Source organism: Streptomyces sp. NPDC024687, from assembly GCF_055559055.1.
The window spans coordinates 50,933-69,965 of record NZ_JBVHLJ010000015.1; the positions used below are offsets into that span (position 1 = coordinate 50,933).

At 69.6% G+C, this 19,033-nt stretch carries 17 protein-coding genes; 5 read left to right on the forward strand and 12 right to left on the reverse strand.

Features of this window, described 5'->3' with window-relative positions:
• Positions 1 to 16: 16 nt before the first annotated feature.
• From ACZ39I_RS38670 to ACZ39I_RS38680, 3 genes are all read left to right on the forward strand, one after another.
• A complete protein-coding gene (locus ACZ39I_RS38670; protein ID WP_467249978.1) occupies positions 17 to 961 on the forward strand; it encodes a sucrase ferredoxin in 945 nt (314 codons plus the stop codon).
• A gap of 90 nt (positions 962 to 1,051) precedes the next feature.
• A complete protein-coding gene (locus ACZ39I_RS38675; RefSeq protein WP_467249980.1) occupies positions 1,052 to 2,722 on the forward strand; it encodes an ATP-binding protein in 1,671 nt (556 codons plus the stop codon).
• The gene (locus ACZ39I_RS38680; RefSeq protein ID WP_403668982.1) at positions 2,719 to 3,399 is read left to right on the forward strand and encodes a response regulator; all 681 of its coding nucleotides are present in this window, start codon (positions 2,719 to 2,721) and stop codon (positions 3,397 to 3,399) included. The genes ACZ39I_RS38675 and ACZ39I_RS38680 overlap by 4 nt, the downstream gene beginning before the upstream one ends.
• 6 nt (positions 3,400 to 3,405) lie before the next feature.
• Here the strand turns inward: ACZ39I_RS38680 and ACZ39I_RS38685 are convergent, their stop codons facing one another.
• The 3 genes from ACZ39I_RS38685 to ACZ39I_RS38695 form a co-directional block, all read right to left on the reverse strand.
• Positions 3,406 to 4,476, reverse strand: a complete 1,071-nt coding sequence (locus tag ACZ39I_RS38685; RefSeq protein WP_467249982.1) for an ABC transporter substrate-binding protein — start codon at positions 4,474 to 4,476, stop codon at positions 3,406 to 3,408.
• Between the two features lie 74 nt (positions 4,477 to 4,550).
• Positions 4,551 to 5,417 (reverse strand): ABC transporter permease, encoded by an 867-nt coding sequence (locus ACZ39I_RS38690; protein WP_393603813.1) that lies wholly within the window; start codon positions 5,415 to 5,417, stop codon positions 4,551 to 4,553.
• A complete protein-coding gene (locus ACZ39I_RS38695) occupies positions 5,407 to 6,222 on the reverse strand; it encodes an ABC transporter ATP-binding protein (RefSeq protein ID WP_467249984.1) in 816 nt (271 codons plus the stop codon). Before ACZ39I_RS38695 ends, ACZ39I_RS38690 begins: the two co-directional genes overlap by 11 nt.
• Before the next feature lie 161 nt (positions 6,223 to 6,383).
• Between ACZ39I_RS38695 and ACZ39I_RS38700 the strand changes: the two genes are divergently transcribed.
• A complete protein-coding gene (locus tag ACZ39I_RS38700; RefSeq protein ID WP_403668994.1) occupies positions 6,384 to 7,076 on the forward strand; it encodes a response regulator in 693 nt (230 codons plus the stop codon).
• A 92-nt stretch (positions 7,077 to 7,168) separates the two neighbouring features.
• Here ACZ39I_RS38700 and ACZ39I_RS38705 read toward each other — a convergent pair whose 3' ends face one another.
• The 6 genes from ACZ39I_RS38705 to ACZ39I_RS38730 form a co-directional block, all read right to left on the reverse strand.
• Entirely contained in the window at positions 7,169 to 8,761 is a 1,593-nt protein-coding gene (locus ACZ39I_RS38705; protein ID WP_467249987.1) for a solute symporter family protein, read from the reverse strand.
• Positions 8,758 to 9,321, reverse strand: a complete 564-nt coding sequence (locus ACZ39I_RS38710) for a DUF485 domain-containing protein (RefSeq protein ID WP_467249989.1) — start codon at positions 9,319 to 9,321, stop codon at positions 8,758 to 8,760. Before ACZ39I_RS38710 ends, ACZ39I_RS38705 begins: the two co-directional genes overlap by 4 nt.
• 60 nt (positions 9,322 to 9,381) lie before the next feature.
• Positions 9,382 to 10,074, reverse strand: a complete 693-nt coding sequence (locus ACZ39I_RS38715; RefSeq protein WP_451475082.1) for a response regulator transcription factor — start codon at positions 10,072 to 10,074, stop codon at positions 9,382 to 9,384.
• A complete protein-coding gene (locus ACZ39I_RS38720; RefSeq protein WP_467249991.1) occupies positions 10,071 to 11,222 on the reverse strand; it encodes a sensor histidine kinase in 1,152 nt (383 codons plus the stop codon). The genes ACZ39I_RS38715 and ACZ39I_RS38720 overlap by 4 nt, the downstream gene beginning before the upstream one ends.
• Positions 11,219 to 11,746, reverse strand: a complete 528-nt coding sequence (locus tag ACZ39I_RS38725) for a DUF1453 domain-containing protein (RefSeq protein ID WP_467249993.1) — start codon at positions 11,744 to 11,746, stop codon at positions 11,219 to 11,221. Before ACZ39I_RS38725 ends, ACZ39I_RS38720 begins: the two co-directional genes overlap by 4 nt.
• A gap of 382 nt (positions 11,747 to 12,128) precedes the next feature.
• Positions 12,129 to 14,252, reverse strand: a complete 2,124-nt coding sequence (locus ACZ39I_RS38730) for a DNA gyrase/topoisomerase IV subunit B (protein ID WP_467249995.1) — start codon at positions 14,250 to 14,252, stop codon at positions 12,129 to 12,131.
• 441 nt (positions 14,253 to 14,693) lie between these two features.
• On the opposite strand from ACZ39I_RS38730, the gene ACZ39I_RS38735 reads away from it, so the two are divergent.
• Positions 14,694 to 14,924 (forward strand): DUF7455 domain-containing protein, encoded by a 231-nt coding sequence (locus ACZ39I_RS38735; protein WP_352382324.1) that lies wholly within the window; start codon positions 14,694 to 14,696, stop codon positions 14,922 to 14,924.
• 162 nt (positions 14,925 to 15,086) lie between these two features.
• On the opposite strand, the gene ACZ39I_RS38740 is transcribed toward ACZ39I_RS38735, so the two are convergent.
• The 3 genes from ACZ39I_RS38740 to ACZ39I_RS38750 all read right to left on the reverse strand — a co-directional run bounded on the left by ACZ39I_RS38740 (position 15,087) and on the right by ACZ39I_RS38750 (position 18,971).
• The gene (locus ACZ39I_RS38740; protein WP_467249997.1) at positions 15,087 to 15,950 is read right to left on the reverse strand and encodes a serine protease; all 864 of its coding nucleotides are present in this window, start codon (positions 15,948 to 15,950) and stop codon (positions 15,087 to 15,089) included.
• A gap of 120 nt (positions 15,951 to 16,070) precedes the next feature.
• Positions 16,071 to 17,609 (reverse strand): RNA polymerase sigma factor, encoded by a 1,539-nt coding sequence (locus tag ACZ39I_RS38745; RefSeq protein WP_467249999.1) that lies wholly within the window; start codon positions 17,607 to 17,609, stop codon positions 16,071 to 16,073.
• A gap of 474 nt (positions 17,610 to 18,083) precedes the next feature.
• Positions 18,084 to 18,971: a FadR/GntR family transcriptional regulator gene (locus tag ACZ39I_RS38750; RefSeq protein ID WP_393603826.1), complete on the reverse strand. Its 888-nt coding sequence runs from the start codon at positions 18,969 to 18,971 to the stop codon at positions 18,084 to 18,086.
• Between the last annotated feature and the right edge of the window lie 62 nt (positions 18,972 to 19,033).

Sequence of the window (19,033 nt, forward strand, 5' to 3'; positions counted from 1 at the left end):
GGTTAGGCTCACCTCTGTGAGTACCTGCTCAACGGTCTCGCACGACCTCGACGAGCCCGTTTCCGGAACCGCGGCCACCGCGCGGACCTGGCTGCTGCTGGAGCAGTCGGGTCCCTGGGGCGCCAAGGCGCTCACGTCGAGCCACCTGGACCCCGCGCTGGGCCGCGCCCTTGAGGCAGCGGCGAAGGGCACGGGCGTGCGCATCGCGCTCATCCGCCGCCCGGGACGGCACGCCGACAGCGGAGCAGCCACCACCCGGCAGGTGTACGCCGCCCACACCGTGCCCGGCAACGTGTGGCTGCGCAGTGCGACCACCCGCGAGCCGTGGGACCTGCTCGGTCTGGACTTCGCCGCACTCGGCAGAGGTGACCACGACAGCTTCGACGCGACGCTCGGGGGCCGACCCCACACCGGCGATCCGCTCGCACTCGTCTGCACCAACGGCAAGCGGGACCGCTGCTGCGCGCTCCTCGGCCGTCCGCTCGCCGCGGACCTGGCCGCCTCGGGCGTCGACGGCGTCTGGGAGGTCACCCATCTGGGTGGTCACCGCTTCTCCCCGACGCTGCTCGTCCTGCCGTACGGCTACGCCTACGGCCGTGCCGAGGCCCATGCCGTCAGGGAAGTCCTCCAGAGCGTCCAGGAGGGCCGGATCGTGGTCGAGGGGTGTCGCGGCAACTCCGCCTGGGAGCGTCCCGGCCAGGCTGCCGAGCTGGCCGTCCGCACGGCAGTGCGTGAATACGCGGCCGAGGCCCTGACCGTCGTACGCACGGACTGCGCGGCCCCGCGCTGGGAGGTGACCGTCGCACACGCCGACGGCCGCCATTGGCGCGTCCTCGTGGCCCAGAGCGCCTCTCTGCCGCCCCGCCCGGAGAGCTGCGGGGCGTCGGTGCTCGGCTCACCCGCGCGGATGGACGTGGTGGCGGTGCGTGAGTTGAGGACATCGACAGCGCTGGCGTGCTGACCGGGCCTGCTGGCCCGTCAACGTATTGATCAAGAGATCCATGCCACACCCCCTTCGGTGGATCCGGTGCCTCCCCGTACCGTCAGGGGTATGAGCCGCACTCCCCGTGCCCGTCGCCTGCGCCTCGGCCTGCCCCGCCGGGTGTTCTCGCAGGTCCTCCTCATGCAGTTGGCGATCGCCGCGGGAGTAGCGGTGCTCGCGACCGGTCTGTTCCTCGCGCCGTTGAGCAACCAGCTGGACGACCAGGCGATGCGCCGGGCGCTGGCCATCGCCCAGACCATCGCCGCGGAGTCGCAGATCCCCGAGCAGGTCAAGGACACGCCCCCGCTGCCCGACGGCCCCGTCCAGCGGGAGGCCGAGCGGGTCCGCAAGGCAACCGGGGCCGAGTACGTCGTGGTCATGGACTGGCGAGGCGTCCGCTGGTCGCACCCCACCCGCAGCGAGGTGGGCAGGATCGTCTCGACCGACCCGGGCCAGGCCCTGGCCGGCAAGGAGATCATGCAGATCGACAGCGGCACCCTGGGCCGTACCGCCCGCGGCAAGGTGCCGCTCTACGACAGCGGGCACCACATCGTGGGGGCCGTCTCGGTGGGCATCGCCTACGACAGCGTGCGCGCCCGGCTGATCCACGCGATCCCGGGACTGTTCGCCTACGCCGGCGGGGCTCTCGCCGTGGGCGCGCTGGCGGCCTGGCTCATCTCCCGCAGAGTCCAGCGACAGACCCGCGACCTGGCCTTCTCCGACATCTCCGCGCTCCTCGCGGAGCGCGAGGCCATGCTGCACGGTATCCGGGAGGGCGTCGTCGCCCTGGACAGCGCCGGACGCATCCGCCTGCTCAACGACGAGGCCAGGCGTCTGCTGGGCATCGGCGACGAGGCCGTGGGGCGCTCCCCCGACGAGGCGCTCGGTGACGGTCGTACGGCCGACGTCCTGGCCGGACGCGTGACGGGCACCGATCTGGTCACCGTGCGCGGCCAGCGGGTGCTGGTCGCCAACCGCATGCCCACCGACGACGGCGGCGCGGTGGCCACCCTGCGCGACCGCACCGAGCTGGAGCAGCTCGGCCGGGAGCTCGACTCGACCCACGGCCTCATCGACGCCCTGCGCGCCCAGGACCACGAGCACGCCAACCGGATGCACACGCTCCTGGGGTTTCTGGAGCTGGAGATGTACGACGACGCCGTGGAGTTCGTCGGGGAGGTCGTCGGCGACCACCGGGCCACCGCGGAGCAGGTCACCGAGAAGATCGAGGACCCGCTGCTCGCCGCGCTGCTGGTGGGCAAGGCGACCGTCGCCGCCGAGCGCGGGGTCGCCCTGTGGGTCTCCGACGGGACCCGGCTGCCGGACCGGCTGGTCGATCCGAGCGGGCTGGTCACGATCGTCGGCAACCTCGTGGACAACGCCCTGGACGCCGTCGCCGGAGCACCGCACGCGCGCGTGGAGGTCGAGCTGCGCACGGAGGGCCGTACCGCCGTCCTCAGGGTGCGGGACACCGGGCCCGGAATCCCGGTCGAGCAACGGGAACTGGTCTTCACGGAGGGCTGGTCGACCAAGGAGCCGCCCGCGCACCGGGGACGCGGCCTCGGGCTCTCCCTCGTGCGCAAGCTCGCCGAACGTCAGGGCGGCAGCGCCACCGTCGGCGAGGCCGGCGGCGGAGGCGCGGAGTTCACCGTCGTCCTGCCGGACGCACTGGCCGAGCCGCAACCGGCGCTCACCGCGCCGCCCACCCGGCAGACCGCCGTCGAGGAGGAGTCGCGATGATCGAGGTCCTGGTCGTGGACGACGACACCCGCGTGGCGCGCGTCAACGCTGCCTACGTCGAGAAGGTCCCCGGCTTCCACGTGGCCGGCGAGGCGCACAGCGCCGCGGACGCGCTGCGTCAGCTGGAGAGCCTCTCCCACGTCGACCTGGTCCTCATGGACCACTACCTGCCCGACGAGACGGGTCTGGCGGTCGTCCAGGAGATGCGCCGGCGCGGCCACCAGACCGACGTGATCATGGTGACGGCGGCGCGGGACGTGACGACCGTGCAGGCGGCGATGCGCCATGGCGCGCTGCAGTACCTGGTCAAGCCGTTCGCCTTCGCGGGCCTCAGGGCCAGGCTGGAGGCGTACGCCGAGCTGCGGCGCACCCTGGACGGCGGCGGCGAGGCGGAACAGGCGGAGGTCGACCGCATCTTCGGTGCCCTGTCCTCGCCGGCTGAGCCCGATCTGCCCAAGGGGCACTCCCCGACCACGGTGGAGCTCGTCCGAAGGTCACTGATGAACGCCGAAGGGCCTTTGTCGGCGCAGGAGATCGCCGACCGGACAGGGGTGAGCCGGCAGACCGCCCAGCGCTACCTGAAGCTCCTGGAGCGCACGGGGCGGGCCAGACTCACCCTCAAGTACGGCGACGCGGGCCGCCCGGAACACCGTTACGTGTGGGCGACCCGCGCGTGAGGAGGCTCAGCCGGCGTTCTGCGCGGCCTTGTCGACGAACTCCGTCGTGTACGTTTTGTCGAGGTCGACGTCGGCGTTCTGGATGTTGGGGTTGAACGCCTTGAGGACCTTCTCGACGGTCTCGGGACCGTCCTTGGGCATCACGCCGTCGTCGGTGAACATCGGCAGTGTGTTCTTGATGGCCACCGCGTACAGCAGCTTGTTGCCCTGCGAGTAGTCGGCGGGCATCTTGTCAGCGATCTGGGTGGCGCTGTGGGTGGACATCCACTTGAGCGTCTTGACGAATGCATTGGCCAACTTCTGGACGGTGTCCTTGTGACCGTTGACCCAGTCCGTCTGCATGTACAGGCTTGACGACGGATACGGCCCGCCGAGGGCCTCGTCCGAGCCCTGGGGCGTGCGCATGTCCAGGAGGACCTTGCCGGCCTTCTTGTCCAGGATCGTCGCGACGGTCGGGTCGGTCGTCATGCCACCGTCGATCGAGCCCTGCTGGAGCGCCGAGATGAACGTCGGTCCCGCACCGACGGCGACCGGGGTGAAGTCGCTGACCTTCACGCCGTTCTTGACCGCGAGGTACTTGGTGAGGAAGTCCGTCGAGGAGCCGAGGCCCGTGACGCCGAGCTTCTTGCCCTTGAAGTCCTTGGGCGAAGTGATGTCACCGGCCGCCTTGTTTGAGACGATCTCCACCTCGCCGGGCGCGTGCGAGAACTGCACGACCGACTCCACGTCCTTGCCCTTCACCTGCAGGTCGAGCGTGTGGTCGTAGAAGCCGACGGCCCCCTGGACCTGGCCGGAGACGAGCGCGGTCTCGGCCTGGACACCGGCGGGCTCGCTCAGCAGCTCCACGTCGAGTCCCTCGGCGTCGAAGTAGCCGAGCCGCTGGGTCAGCATCGCGGGCAGGTAGATGACCTTGTCGAGGCCACCGACCATGATCTTGACCTTGGTCCCCTTGCCGTCGCCCTTGCTGCCGGAGTCGGCTGAGGCCGTACTGGCGGCGTCGTTGGCACAGGCGGTGAGCGAGGTGAGGGCGAGCAGGCCGGCGGCGGCCAGGGAGGTGTATCTGGCGGTCTTGCGCATGGAGTTCACGTCCTTGTGAGGGGCGATGCGGAGGGGTTGCTGGAGTAAGGAGGCGGCGGCTGCCGTGGACAGCCTCAGCTGTCCGAACTCGTCGGCTTCCAGCGGAAGATGCGGCGCTCGGCGAAGGTGAGCAGGCCTTCGGCGAGGAGGGCGACGACGGCGAGGATGACCATCGCGGCGTACACACCGGCCGCGTTGAAGGTGCCCTGCGACTGCGCGACGAGCAGGCCGATGCCCTTGGTCGCGCCGATGTACTCGCCGACGATCGCGCCGATGAGGGCGAAGCCGAAGCTGACGTGCAGGCTGGTGAAGATCCACGAGGTCGCGGACGGGATGACGACCTGAAGCGTCACCCTGCGATCGCTCGCGCCCAGGATGCGGGCGTTGGCCACCAGGTTGCGGTCCACCTCGCGGGCGCCCTGGAAGGCGTTGAAGAAGACCGGGAAGAAGACCAGGACCACGGCCGAGGCCACCTTGGAGGCCGGTCCGAGTCCGAACCAGATCACGAAGATGGGTGCAAGGACGATCCTCGGTATCGAGTTGAGCACCTTGATGTATGGACCAAGGACGTCGGCGAGCAAAGTGATCCGCCCCAACGCAATACCGAAGACCACACCGGCCACCACGCCGACGACCCAGCCCAGCAGTGCCTCGTACAGCGTGTACCAGACCTGCTCGCCCAGCGAACCGAGTGCGGTCCCGTGCGTCACCCAGGTCCAGATCTGGTCCCAGATCTTCGAGGGCATGGAGAAGTTGAAGGGATCGATGACCTCGGCCCGCGAGAGCACTTCCCACAGACCGAGGACGGCCACCAGGAGCAGCACGCGGGCCGCGGCGACGACGATGCGGCGTCTGCGGGCGGCACGCGCGCGTGAGTGCGCGCGATCCGGCGGGGGCGTGGCCGTGTCCACGACCGGTGTGCTGAGAACCTCAGGCGACATGGGCTGCGCCCCTCTCCCGGGTGATGCGGACCTCTTCGCCGAGGGACTGCCAGATCTCGCGGTAGATCTCGATGAACCGCGGCTCCAGGCGCACCGACTCGACCTTGCGCGGCCGTGGCAGGTCGATCTCGAAGACCTGCTTGACGGTGGCGGGTCCGGCCGTCATCACGACGACCTTGTCGGCCAGCGCGATGGACTCCTCCAGGTCGTGGGTGACGAAGACGACGGAGGCGCCCGTGCCCTCCCACAGTTCGAGGAGCTCGTCGGACATCAGGGCCCGGGTCTGCACGTCGAGCGCGGAGAACGGCTCGTCCATCAGCAGGATCTCGGGGTCGTTGACGAAGGTCGCGGCGAGCGCGACCCGCTTGCGCTGGCCTCCGGAGAGCTGATGGGGGTAGCGGTCCTCGAAGGCCGTGAGCCCGACCCGGGCCAGCCATTCCCGCGCCTTGTCCCTGGCCTCCGCCTTGGGCACGCCCCGGAAGCGCGGGCCGGCCATGACGTTGGACAGGACCGTGCGCCAGGGGAAGGTGGCGTCCTGCTGGAAGACGAAACCCACCTTGTCCCCGACCCCCCGGACCGGCTCCCCGACGACCAGAACCTCGCCCTCGGAGGGCTCCTCCAACCCGCTGACCAGGGTCAATGTGGTCGACTTGCCGCAGCCCGTGGGTCCGACGACCGCCACGAACTCCCCACGGCCCACCGCGAGATCAAGTCCGCTGACGGCCGTGTGCAGACCCCCCGACGGGGTCCGGAATGTCTTGCTCGCTCCCCGCAGTTCGATGGCGGGGCTGGTGTCTGCGCTCATGGCCGGGGACGGTAGATGTGGCCTGTGCCACGGCATCAGTCTTCTGGGCACATGCCGTTCTTTTGCTTGCAACGGCCTGTTGTGCTCGTTTTGCGCGCGCTACAACAGCGGAGCCGAAACACGGGCGTGACGCCCGCCAGGCCTTGAGGGAAAGAGGCCCGATGATTGACGTCCTGGTCGTGGACGACGACTTCCGTGTCGCCGAGATCAACGCGAAGTACGTGGGCAAGGTTCCCGGCTTCCGGGTGGCCGCCCGCGCCCACAGCGCCGCTCAGGCGCTGGCCAGCGTGCAGCGCGGGACCATCGACCTGGTCCTGCTCGACCACTACCTGCCCGACCAGACGGGCCTCGAACTCGTGCACCGCATGCGGGAACAGGGACACGGCACGGACGTCATCATGATCACGGCAGCCGGGGACGTGACGACCGTCCAGACGGCGATGCGCCTGGGCGCCCTCCACTACCTGGTCAAGCCCTTCACCTTCGCGGCGCTGCGCACCCGGCTGGACTCCTATGCCGCCCTGCGCCGCACCGTCGACCGGGTCGGCGGCCACGGCATCGCCGGTCAGGAACAGGTCGACCGCATCTTCAGCGCCCTGCGCACCACCTCGGCTCCCGCCTCCCCCGGCCTGCCCAGCGGCCACTCGGAGCCGACCACGGACCTCATCTGCCGCGTCCTGCACCACGCCGGCCACCCGCTGTCGGCGCACGAGGTCGCCGCCGAGACGGGCCTGAGCCGCTCCACCGCCCAGCGCTACCTCCGCCACCTCGAACAGGCCGGCCGCCTCCGCCTGTCCCTCAGATACGGCGACACCGGGCGCCCGGAGCACCGGTACGCGTGGGTGGCGCCATAGCCGTACGCCCAGACGGTCTGCCGGCGAACGCGGTACGCCGAAGACGGATGCGGTACGACGACGAGGGCACCGTCCGGTCACAGGCGCCGCCCCTACACTGCCCCCGCCCCCGTGAGTGACCGCACCTCGGTCTCCGCGTGCTTGGCCTCGTCGGCGACCTCCGCCGAGGTGACCGTGCCGAGCCAGCCCGCGACGAAGCCCAGCGGGATGGAGACCAGACCGGGGTTCTGCAGCGGGAAGTACTGGAAGTCGACGCCCGGGAAGAGGGACTCCGGGCTGCCGGACACCACGGGCGACAGCAGCACCAGGGCCATGGCGGGGATCAGTCCGCCGTAGACGGACCAGACGGCACCCCGGGTGGTGAAGCCGCGCCAGAACAGCGAGTAGAGCAACACCGGCAGATTCGCGGACGCGGCGACGGCGAAGGCGAGGCCCACCAGGAAGGCGACGTTGAGATCGCGGGCCAGCAGGCCGAGGGCGATCGCGATCACGCCGATCCCGACGGCGGCTGTCCTGGCCACGGCCACCTCACTGCGCGGCCTGGCCCGTCGGCGCCGTAGTGAGGCGTACAGGTCATGGGCGACGGAGGCCGAGGAGGCGAGGGTGATGCCGGCGACCACGGCGAGGATCGTGGCGAAGGCTACGGCGGCGACGATCGCGAACAGAACCGTTCCTCCCATGGAGTCGGCACCGCCGCCCAGGTCGAGGGCCAGGAGGGGGACGGCGGTGTTCCCCGCAGCGTTCGATCCCCGGACCGTCTCGGGCCCCACGATCGCCGCGGCGCCGAACCCGAGGACGATCGTCATGAGGTAGAAGCCGCCGATGAGCCCGATCGACCAGACCACCGAACGCCGTGCGGCGCGTGCCGTGGGCACGGTGTAGAAGCGGGACAGGATGTGCGGAAGCCCCGCCGTGCCGAGCACGAGGGCGAGTCCCAGGCTGATGAAGTCGAGGCGGGCGGTCCAGTCGCCGCCGTACTTCAGACCAGGTGCCAGGAACGACCGGCCGTGGCCGCTGCGCTCCGCGGCCGTGAGCAGCAACTGGTCGACGTCGCCGTGGAACCGCACCAGCACGAGCACGGTCAACGCGACGGTCCCGCCGAGCAGCAGGACCGCCTTGACGATCTGGATCCAGGTCGTCGCGCGCATCCCGCCCAGGGACACATAGATCACCATGAGCGCCCCGACGGCGATGACGGTCCAGGACTGGGCCGCCTCACTGGTGCCTCCGAGCAGCAACGCGACGAGGCTGCCCGCGCCCACCATCTGGGCCACCAGATACAGAACGGACACGGTGACCGAGGAAGTTCCCGCCGCGATCCGCACCGGCCGCTCGCTCATCCGCGCCGCGACCACGTCGGCCAGCGTGAACCGCCCGCAGTTGCGCACCAGTTCGGCGACGAGGAAAAGCACCACCAGCCAGGCCACGAGGAAGCCCACCGAGTAGAGCATGCCGTCGTACCCGAAGAGCGCGATGAGCCCGGAGATACCGAGGAAGGACGCGGCCGACATGTAGTCACCCGCGATGGCAAAACCATTCTCCATCGGCGAGAACAACCGCCCGCCCGCATAGAACTCCTCCGCCGAACCGTGCCGGTGGCGGCTCACCCACGTCGTGATCCCGAGCGTGACCGCGACGAACGCGCTGAACAGCAACAGCGCCAGAGTCTGGTGGTTCACCGTCACGACGACGCACCGCCCCGGGCCGTACGCGTCAGTTCCTGCGTGTCCCACCGCAGTTCGAGGGCGGCCCGGTCCCGGCGCAGCCGCGCATGCCGGGCGTAGGCCCAGGTGAGGACGAAGGTGGTGAGGAACTGCCCCAGTCCCGCGAGCATCGCCACGTTCACCGCGCCTGTCACCGGTCGCGCCATCAGTCCCGGCGCGCTCGTCGCCGTCACGACGTAGGCCACGTACCAGGCGAAGAACCCGAGTACCGCCGGCACCACGAACCTGCGGTACCTGCTGCGCACCTCCTGGAAGGCCGCGCTGCGCTGCACCTCGAGGTAGACGTCGGCCGCCGCGGCGGCCCGGTCCTCGCGCTCCGCGCGTGCCGTCACGACCGGTGCCGCGGATGTGCCGTCACCACCCGTCTCGCCCCAGCCGGAGGCGAGCTCGTCGTACCAGGGATCGTCGTACCGCACCCCGGCGGACGCTTCGGCACGCGTCACATCGTGGCCGTCGTGGTTCTCGGCCGGACTCTCGGCATCACCCTCGCTTCCGCGGGGACGAGCGTTGCTTGACTGCATGCCCAAGGATGGACAGAACGGGAAGATCCCCGACTCTTCTTCCCGGTGCTCTTCACCCCATCAGGTGACTCCTCCCATCGGTGGCCGTACAAGCCCCTTCGCGTACGCGTAACGCACCGCCTGCGCACGGTCCTTGATGCCCGTCTTGGCGAAGAGGTTGTTGATGTGGGTCTTCACCGTGGCTGTGGAGACATGCAGTTCGCGGGCGATCTCCTGATTGGTCAGCCCTTCGGCGATCAACGCCAGCACCTCGACCTCACGAGCGGTGAGCCCGTCGGGCACCTCCCCGGGCGCCGGCTGCGGCGGCTCGGGGTCCGACAGCCGCTCCAGCAACCGCCGCTGGATGCTCGGCGACAGTCCGGCGTCCCCGGAGAGCACGCTGTGCACGGCCCGCACGATCTCGTCACCTCCCGCGTCCTTGGTGAGATAGCCGCGCGCCCCCGCCTTGAGCGCGGGAAACAGCGACTCGTCGTCCGCGAACGTCGTCAGCACCACGACTTGAGTCCCCGGGTACTCGGCCCGGATCCTGCGGGTCGCCTCCACCCCGTCGCAGCGGGGCATACGCAGGTCCATCAGCACCACGTCCGGGGCGAGTTCGGCGACGAGCGCCACTGCCTCCTCCCCGTCCCCGGCCGCGCCCACGACCTCGACACCGGGCAGCAGACCGAGCAGCATGACGATGCCTTCGCGCACCACGGTCTGGTCGTCCGCGACCACCACCCGCGCGGACTTCGTCTCCGCCCCCACGGTCATACCGGCACCTTCAACGTCACCACGAACCCTCCGTCGTCCGGCCCGGCGTCCAGCGAACCGCCCAGCAGTTCGGCTCGCTCCCGCATCCCCAGCAGACCGTACCCGCCTCCGGTGGTAGTGAGTTCGCCCGCCGAACCACCCGAGTCCCGTACGACCAACGTCACCTGCTTCTCTCCGTACTCCAGCCGCATCCGGACCTTGGCTCCGGGCGCATGCTTGCGGACGTTGGTCAGGGCCTCCTGCGCGACCCTGCGCACGGCCTGCGACGCCTCGGCCGGCAGCGGCCTGCGCTCACCCGAGATGGTGGTCTCGGCGCCGTCTGCCGTCCCGACGAGCTGGCTCAGGAACTCCTCCAGCGGAGTCATGTCCCCCCGCAGAGCCGACAGCGCCTGCCTCGTCTCCGCGAGACCGTCGCGGGCCATGCCCCGGGCCGCCACCACCCGTTCGAGTATCTGCTCCCGGGCCGCACCCCCCTCGATCAGCAACCGGGCCGCCTCCAGATGCACGAGCTGGGCCGAGAGACTGTGAGCCAGCACGTCGTGGATCTCCCGAGCGATCCGGGCCCGCTCCGCGAGTGCCGCCGACTCCGCCTCGGCCGCCCGCGCGGCCCGCTCCTGTGTGAGCAGCCGCTGGGCGTTGCCACGGGCCTCGGCGTCCAGGCGCAGGACGTAGCCGGCCAGGGCGAGCCCCGCGGTCGTGGCCAGGGTGGTCAGCCACACGTCGTCGTTGAAGGCGGCGTAGAGGGCGAGGGCGACCACGGTCACGGGCAGGGCGGCGGCGATGGGCAGCCGTTCCAGAGCGGTGATGGCGCAGCCGCACCACAGCACGAGGGCGACGACCCCGAAGTGGGCGGCCTGGGCGGCGACCGCGATCGTCAGGAGGACGCTGTAGAGCGCCAGGGAGGACCAGAGCCGGTGCGCCAGGGTGGTGCGGAAGAGGGCCCAGGCCACGACGGCGGACAGGAGGATTCCCGTCACTGCTCCGAGCACGCCCCAGCCCTGCACACGGCTGCTGTGAAAAGCGCCCCACAGGAGCATGACGAGCACCAGCAACCGCGTGACCCAGCCGAGCAGACGCCGAGGACGCGTGGTCGCCTCACGCCCGAGCGCCTCCCGGGAGGGCCAGCGGGTCCAAGCCTTGTCCGTCACACGCGTTCCTTCCCCGTGGACCGGACCATGGGCTCACCGTACGCCGCCGGGTCGGGTGCGGCGGCAGGTCGCAGGGAGTGCGCTCGCCGGACGAGGATCCCGGAGCGCACGAGCAGGGTGGCCGCCAGGGCGAGCAGCAGCGCGGAGGTGTCCTGGTGGACACCGATCGCCGCACCCAGCGCGAAGAGGCCGACGCGCAGTGCGATGCCGACAGCCCAGACAGCCCCGCTCGCCTTGGTGCTCCGGCTCCACACCTCGCCGTTCGGCTTCGTCCATATCCGGCTCGTCCAGGCCCAGCCGGTCCCGATGGCGAATCCGGTGAACAGTTCGACGATGAGCAGGGTGAAGGATGCCGTGCGGTGATGAGCGTCCGCCAGCCCCGGCTCGCGCAATGTCACGACCGCCAGGACGGCGGGCAGGAGCCACCAGCGTCGGCCGGTGTCGATCCGGGTCGCCCGGAACTGCCAGGCGATCACGACGACCACCGCAACCACGATCAGCAACGCATCGACGAGCCCGGACATCACAGCCTCCGTGAGCGAGGAAGGGTCTTTCGGCAGCGGACGCCGCCGACACCTTCGAAGCTACGGAAATCCGCAGGTCGGGAGATCGGAGCTGGGGTGGATCACGGGTGGATTCCCGGGCAGTCGGGCTCTCCACCCACGGGTGGACAACCGCCGCGCCGAAGCCCGTCGTGCCCGCCACCGTCGACCGCCTGCGCCAGGGTCAGCCACCGAGCCACGGTCAGTCATCGCCGGCGACGTCATGAGCGCCGGGCGGCGGTGACGACCGTGCTGCCCGCCCACCTCGGCCGACCATGAAGGCCATAGGGCTGTGCCGCGGGTGCGGACCAACCCGTCCGAACATGAGGCCGGGACCGGTCGTCATACCGGTCCCGGCTCAGCGCTACACGTCGATGCGCGACCGGTCCAGCGTCGCCGCCGAGCCCGAGATGAACTCCTTCCGCGGCGCCACGTCGTTACCCATCAACAGATCGAAGACCTGCTCCGCGGCCTCCAGATCGGCGAGGTTGATCCGCCGCAGAGTCCGGTGCCGCGGGTCCATCGTCGTCTCGGCCAACTGGTCGGCGTCCATCTCGCCGAGACCCTTGTACCGCTGGATGGAGTCCTTGTACCGGACGCCCTTGCTCTGGAACTCCAGCAGCTTTTCGCGTAGCTCACGGTCCGAGTACGTGTAGACGTACTTGTCCTGGCCCTTCTTCGGCTGAACGAGCTCGATGCGGTGCAGCGGCGGTACCGCGGCGAACACCCGGCCCGCCTCGACCATGGGCCGCATGTAACGCTGGAACAGCGTCAGCAGCAGGCACCGGATGTGAGAGCCGTCGACATCGGCGTCGGTCATCATGATGATCTTGCCGTAGCGGGCCGCGTCGATGTCGAAGGTCCGGCCGGACCCCGCTCCTATGACCTGGATGATCGCACCGCACTCGACGTTCTTGAGCATGTCGGTGACGGACGACTTCTGGACGTTGAGGATCTTGCCGCGGATGGGCAGCAGCGCCTGGAACTCGGAATTCCGGGCGAGCTTCGCGGTACCGAGCGCGGAGTCGCCCTCGACGATGAACAGTTCGCTGCGGTCGACGTCGTCGCTTCGGCAGTCGGCGAGCTTGGCGGGCAGCGAGGACGATTCCAGAGCCGTCTTGCGGCGCTGCGCGTCCTTGTGCTGGCGGGCCGCGATACGCGTGCGTGCGGCGGCGACCGCCTTCTCCATGACGACCCGCGCCTGGGCCGCGGCGTCGCGCCTTGTGGACGTCAGGAACGCCTTGAGCTCCTTGGAGATCACGGTGTTCACGATGCGGCGGGCCGCCGAGGTGCCGAGAACCTCCTTGGTCTGTCCCTCGAACTGGGGCTCGGCGAGGCGCACGGTGACGACCGCGGTCAGGCCCTCGAGGGCGTCGTCCTTGACGATGTCGTCCTCGGCGACACGCAGCATCTTCTTCGCGCGCAGCACCTCGTTCATCGTCTTCGCGACGGCCTGCTCGAAACCGGCGACATGGGTGCCGCCCTTGGGGGTGGCGATGATGTTGACGAACGACCTCAGGGTCGTGTCGTAGCCGGTGCCCCAGCGCATCGCGACGTCCACGCCGAGTTCGCGGGTGACCTCGGTGGGCGTCATCTGGCCGTGCTCGTCCAGGACCGGGACAGTCTCCTTGAAGCTGCCCTGCCCAGAGAAGCGGAGGACGTCGTTGACCGGCTTGTCGGTGGCCAGGTACTCGCAGAACTCGCTGATGCCGCCATCGAAGCGGAACGACTCCTCGCCCTTGCTGCCGCCCTCGCCCAGGCCGTACTCGTCGCGGACGACGATGGTCAGGCCGGGCACCAGGAACGCGGTCTGGCGAGCGCGCCCGTGGAGGTTCTCCAGGGAGAGCTTGGCGTCCTTGAGGAAGATCTGCCGGTCGGCCCAGTACCGCACGCGCGTGCCGGTGCGGGTCTTGGGAATCCTCTTGGCCTTGCGCAGGCCGCTCGCGGCCTCGAACTTGCCATCGGGGCCGTTCCCCGCAAAGGCACCGGGCACGCCGCGCCGGAAGCTGATCGCGTGGGTGTTGCCGACGCGGTCCACCTCGACGTCCAACCGCGCGGACAGGGCGTTCACCACGGAGGCGCCCACGCCGTGCAGTCCGCCGGAGGCGGCGTACGAGCCGCCGCCGAACTTGCCGCCGGCGTGCAGCTTGGTCATGACGACCTCGACGCCGGACAGGCCCGTCTTGGGCTCGATGTCGACCGGGATGCCCCGGCCGTTGTCCCGGACCTCCACCGAGGCGTCGTCGTGGAGGATCACCTCGATGTGGTCGCAGTGCCCGCCCAGGGCCTCGTCGACGGAGTTGTCGATGATCTCCCACAGACAGTGCATCAGGCCACGGCTGTCGGTAGATCCGATGTACATACCCGGGCGCTTGCGTACGGCCTCAAGCCCTTCGAGGACGAGCAGGTGCCGCGCGGTGTAGTTGGAACCGTCCCGGTCTGCTCCTGCCAGCAGAGCTGTGGACGGCACGGACGTCTCGGCGGTCACGCGGTTCGCTCCTCGCTGAATTTCAGGTGGGCCCTTGTGGGTAAGGGCGCGGCTTCGGTCGCCGCCATGAGGGTACCGAGGCCTGGTAGAGCCGTTGTAACGCCACCCTCGTGCGGAAACACAGAGTAGTCCAGGGTCGCATACCTGTTCGATCCCTCGATGGGGTGAAGTACATATCACGTTCCCTTACAGGCATGAACCATTTAGGCTCCGGGCACGTCCTCATGAACAACCGGCAATCCAGCCGGGAGGACCGACCTTGACCGACAGCGCGAAACCGTAAGACACACAGATACGCAATACGGCACATTCGCCGCCAAACCGGCAGCAGCCAGCCGCCCGGAAAATTTCTCTCTGGGAGAAGCCCCGAGCGGGAACGTTTTGGGGCTGGTTGGATGTTGACCCTGGTACGACAGCTCGTCGAGCTAGAGAAGAGGCGACGTGACTACTGTTCTGACCCCCGCGAGCCCGCTGACGGCCGCTGACCGCTGCGACCGCTGCGGCGCCCAGGCGTACGTGCGCGTCGTGCTGCTCAGCGGTGGAGAGCTGCTCTTCTGCGCCCACCACGGTCGCAAGTTCGAGCCGGAACTCAAGAAGATCGCCGCTGAGATACAGGACGAGACGGAGCGGCTCACGGCCGTTCCCGCATCGGTCTCAGAAGAAGATCGCTGACACCTCGCGTCCACGACGAGCCAGCTCCGGCACAGGCCGGCATAAGGGCGGCTGTCCCTGCTCCCAGGGGCAGCCGCCCTTACTCATGGCCCTGCAAGGACCTCATGGGTTCTGCGGGGACCTCATGGCTCCGCGGGGACGCTCAACGCCCCCAAGGCACTGTCAGGCGGTTCCATGGCGTCCGTCGGCCGCATTGCGACCGGCCGATCCCAGCGTCCGCATGACGTCGGACACACGGGCGTACACACCGGGGCGGCCCGCTCGTCCACAGCCACTCCCCCAGGACACCAGCCCGATCAGCTTCCCCTGGGCGACCAGCGGCCCACCGCTGTCCCCCTGGCAGGCGTCACGACCACCCCAGTCCTCCCCGGCGCACAACATGCTGTCGGCGCGGTAGGTGCCGTCGGCGCCGCCCGGATAAGCCTCCGTGCAGCCCGCGTCGGCCAGTACGTGCACTTGTGCCGCCCGCAGACTGCGCGCGTAGTCGCCGCCGCCCGTGACGTCACCCCAGCCGTACACCGTGGCACCGGTTCCCGGCTGGTACGCGGTGTCGCCGGCGGCCGCCATGGCGATGACCGCGTTCTGCGGCAGCGGCTCGGCGAGGGTGAGGACGGCGAAATCCCCGGCGTTGCTCTGCGGGTCGTAGCCGGGATTCACCCAGGCTTCACGTATGGCGATCTCCTTGCCCTGGTCGGAGACCAGATCCGTACGGCCCGTGATGACGCGGAAGTCGCTCACCTGCTCGGGCGGTGCCCCGAGGACGTCCTCGCCCATACAGTGGGCCGCGGTGAGCACCGTGGTGCGGCCGACGGCGACACCGCCGCAGAACTGCCCGGCGCGCGTACCTCCGAACCGGTCACGGCTGGACAGGGCAACCGTCCAGGGCGCCTTGGACACATCGACCGGGAAGCCCCCGACGACGATGCTGTCGGCAGCCACGGGGACGGCCGACGCCAGCGGTATGGCCGCCGCCAGGGCCGCCAGTACCAGCGGCCGGACCAGCGCCTGGGCAATGGGGTGACGCATGCATGCTCCTCACTCGGGGTGATGATAGGAAACCCAGAGTCATGCAGGGCGCCTGCGCGCGCAGCACGAAGGCCCGGTCCCCCTTCGGGGACCGGGCCTTCGGTGTCGTACGACTACGGCTTAGTCGAGGTAGTCGCGCAACACCTGCGAACGCGACGGGTGACGCAGCTTCGACATGGTCTTCGACTCGATCTGGCGGATGCGCTCGCGCGTGACGCCGTAGACCTTGCCGATCTCGTCGAGGGTCTTCGGCTGACCGTCGGTGAGGCCGAAGCGCATCGAGACCACGCCCGCCTCGCGCTCCGAGAGGGTGTCGAGGACGGAGTGCAGCTGCTCCTGCAGGAGCGTGAAGCTCACCGCGTCGGCCGGGACGACGGCCTCGGAGTCCTCGATCAGGTCACCGAACTCGCTGTCGCCGTCCTCGCCCAGAGGAGTGTGCAGCGAGATGGGCTCGCGACCGTACTTCTGGACCTCGATGACCTTCTCCGGGGTCATGTCGAGTTCCTTGGCCAGCTCCTCCGGGGTGGGCTCGCGGCCCAGGTCCTGGAGCATCTGGCGCTGCACGCGTGCGAGCTTGTTGATGACCTCGACCATGTGCACCGGGATACGGATGGTGCGGGCCTGGTCGGCCATCGCGCGGGTGATCGCCTGACGGATCCACCAGGTGGCGTACGTGGAGAACTTGTAGCCCTTGGTGTAGTCGAACTTCTCGACCGCGCGGATCAGACCGAGGTTGCCCTCCTGGATGAGGTCCAGGAAGAGCATGCCGCGGCCGGTGTAACGCTTGGCCAGGGAGACCACCAGACGGAGGTTGGCCTCCAGGAGGTGGTTCTTGGCGCGGCGGCCGTCCTCGGCGATGATCTCCAGCTCGCGCTTGAGCTTCGGGGCGAGCTTGTCGGCGTTGGCCAGCTTGTCCTCGGCGAACAGACCGGCCTCGATGCGCTTGGCGAGTTCGACCTCCTGCTCGGCGTTGAGCAGGGGGACCTTGCCGATCTGCTTGAGGTAGTCCTTGACCGGGTCGGCGGTGGCGCCGGCGGCCGCGACCTGCTGCGCGGGCGCGTCGTCCTCGTCCTCGTCGGACAGCACGAAACCGGCGCTCTCGGTGCCCTCGGGCTCGTCGCCGGTCTTGGGAGCGTCCTCGAGGACCTCTTCCTCGACGACCTCGGCGTCGTCCTTCTTGGCGGTCGTCTTCTTGGCCGCCGCCGTCTTCTTGGTGGCGACGGTCTTCTTCGCGGCCGCCTTCTTGGTGGCGACCGCCTTCTTCGCGGCGGGCTTCGTGGGCTCTTCGCCCTCGACTGCGGTCTCGGCGGCGGGGGCCGCCGGGGTGGCGGTGGCGGTGGCCTTCTTCGTGGTCACCGTCTTCGCCGCGACCGTCTTGGTGGCGGTGCGCTTGGCCGGACTCTTCGCTGCGACGCTCTTTCGGGTGCGCTTGGGCTCCGCGGCACTGACCATCAGCGTCACACCCTCTTCCTCGAGGATCTGGTTGAGGCTGCGCAGTACGTTCTTCCACTGAGTGGCCGGAATCTGGTCAGCTTCGAAGGCCCGACGCACGTCATCGCCGGCGATCTGCCCCTCAGCCTTTCCCCGCTCAATGAGAGCCATGACAGAGACGGACTCGGCGATCTCCGGCGGGAGCGTACGGGATGTGCTGGCCGACACGAACAACCTCTCGGAACGTTGGAAAACGACTTCCGGCCCCGTCCACAGCGGACAGGGGCCGACCACCGGCCTGGGAGTGGCCGACGGCGCGGGCGGGGGGCCGGGAAGATGCACAGCGCCTGAAACGGCGTCCGTATTCCCTCCGCGGCTGTCACCTCTTAGGTCATCGCGCTGCTCCCGCGAGCGTTACGCCCAATCTGCGTGGCCCGAGTCACACCCCGTAGGCAGACAAAAACAGTCAGACATGGACAGACAAGGTCACTCGCCTGCCCGGACCAGCAGAGGCCCCGTCGACAGAGACCGGGTCGGCACAGCACGGGTCGGCACAGTCCGGGGTGACCTCACCGCCCCGGACCGTCGGACCCCGCAGGGTCCCTGGGGATCCTGCGGGGTCCGACGGAGGCGGTTCGGCAGCCGGACGATGCCGAAGAGGAGGTGGAGGACATCCTCGACCACGACGCCTGCGGTGCGCGGTCAGTGCTCGCGCGGGGCCGGCACCACGCGCTCCACCTCGGGATGGACCGTGAGCAGTTGCCGCATGGCCGCCTCGGCCGCCGCCGCATCGCCGGTGGCGAGGGCGTCGGCGATCCGGCCGTGGTGCGCCAGGGACGACTCGTTCGGCCGGTCACAGCCGGCGACCGGGCCGCCGGAAACCTGGAGGGCGGAGGAGACGATCCCGGAGAGATGCTCCAGCATGCGGTTGCCCGCGAGCTGGATGAGCAGGGAGTGGAACTCGGCGTCGGCACGGGAGAAGGTGAGCGCGTCACCCTGGCTCATGGCGTGCCCCATGATCTCGACCATGTCACCGAGGCGCTGCTGGACGTCCTCCCGGCCGTGTCCCGCGGCCAGGCGCGCGGCGAGCGGCTCGATCGTCCAGCGCAGCTCGCTCAGCTCACGGCGCTGGTTGTCGCGCTGCGGTCCGAAAGCCCGCCATTCGATGATGTCCGGGTCGAGGAGGTTCCAGTCGCTGACGGGACGCACGCGCGTGCCGACGTTCGGGCGGGCGCTGACCAGGCCCTTGGCCTCCAGGACGCGGAGCGACTCACGGACGACGGTACGGGAGACCTCAAAACGCTGGCCGATTTCCTCGGGGACCAGCGGCCGGTCGGCTCCCAGGTCACCGGAGACGATCATCTGGCCGAGCTGCTGGACGAGTTGGCCGTGCAGTCCGCGCCCGCGGCTGCCCGCGGCCCGTCGGCCCACGCGGCCCAGCTCCGGGTCCGAGCCGTCCCAGACGGAAGCTCCGACGCGGCCTGCGGCCGGGGCCTCGGCGTAGGGGTAGCGGTCGAGATCGCCCGGGCCGGCCAGACCGGAGTCGGCGGAGCGGGCGGCGGTCATCATGGTGTGCGCAAGGGTACTCACGGATCCTTTGTCGGCGCCGCCTCCAACTCCCTTGAGGTCTTTGGTGAAAAGCACACGAAAGG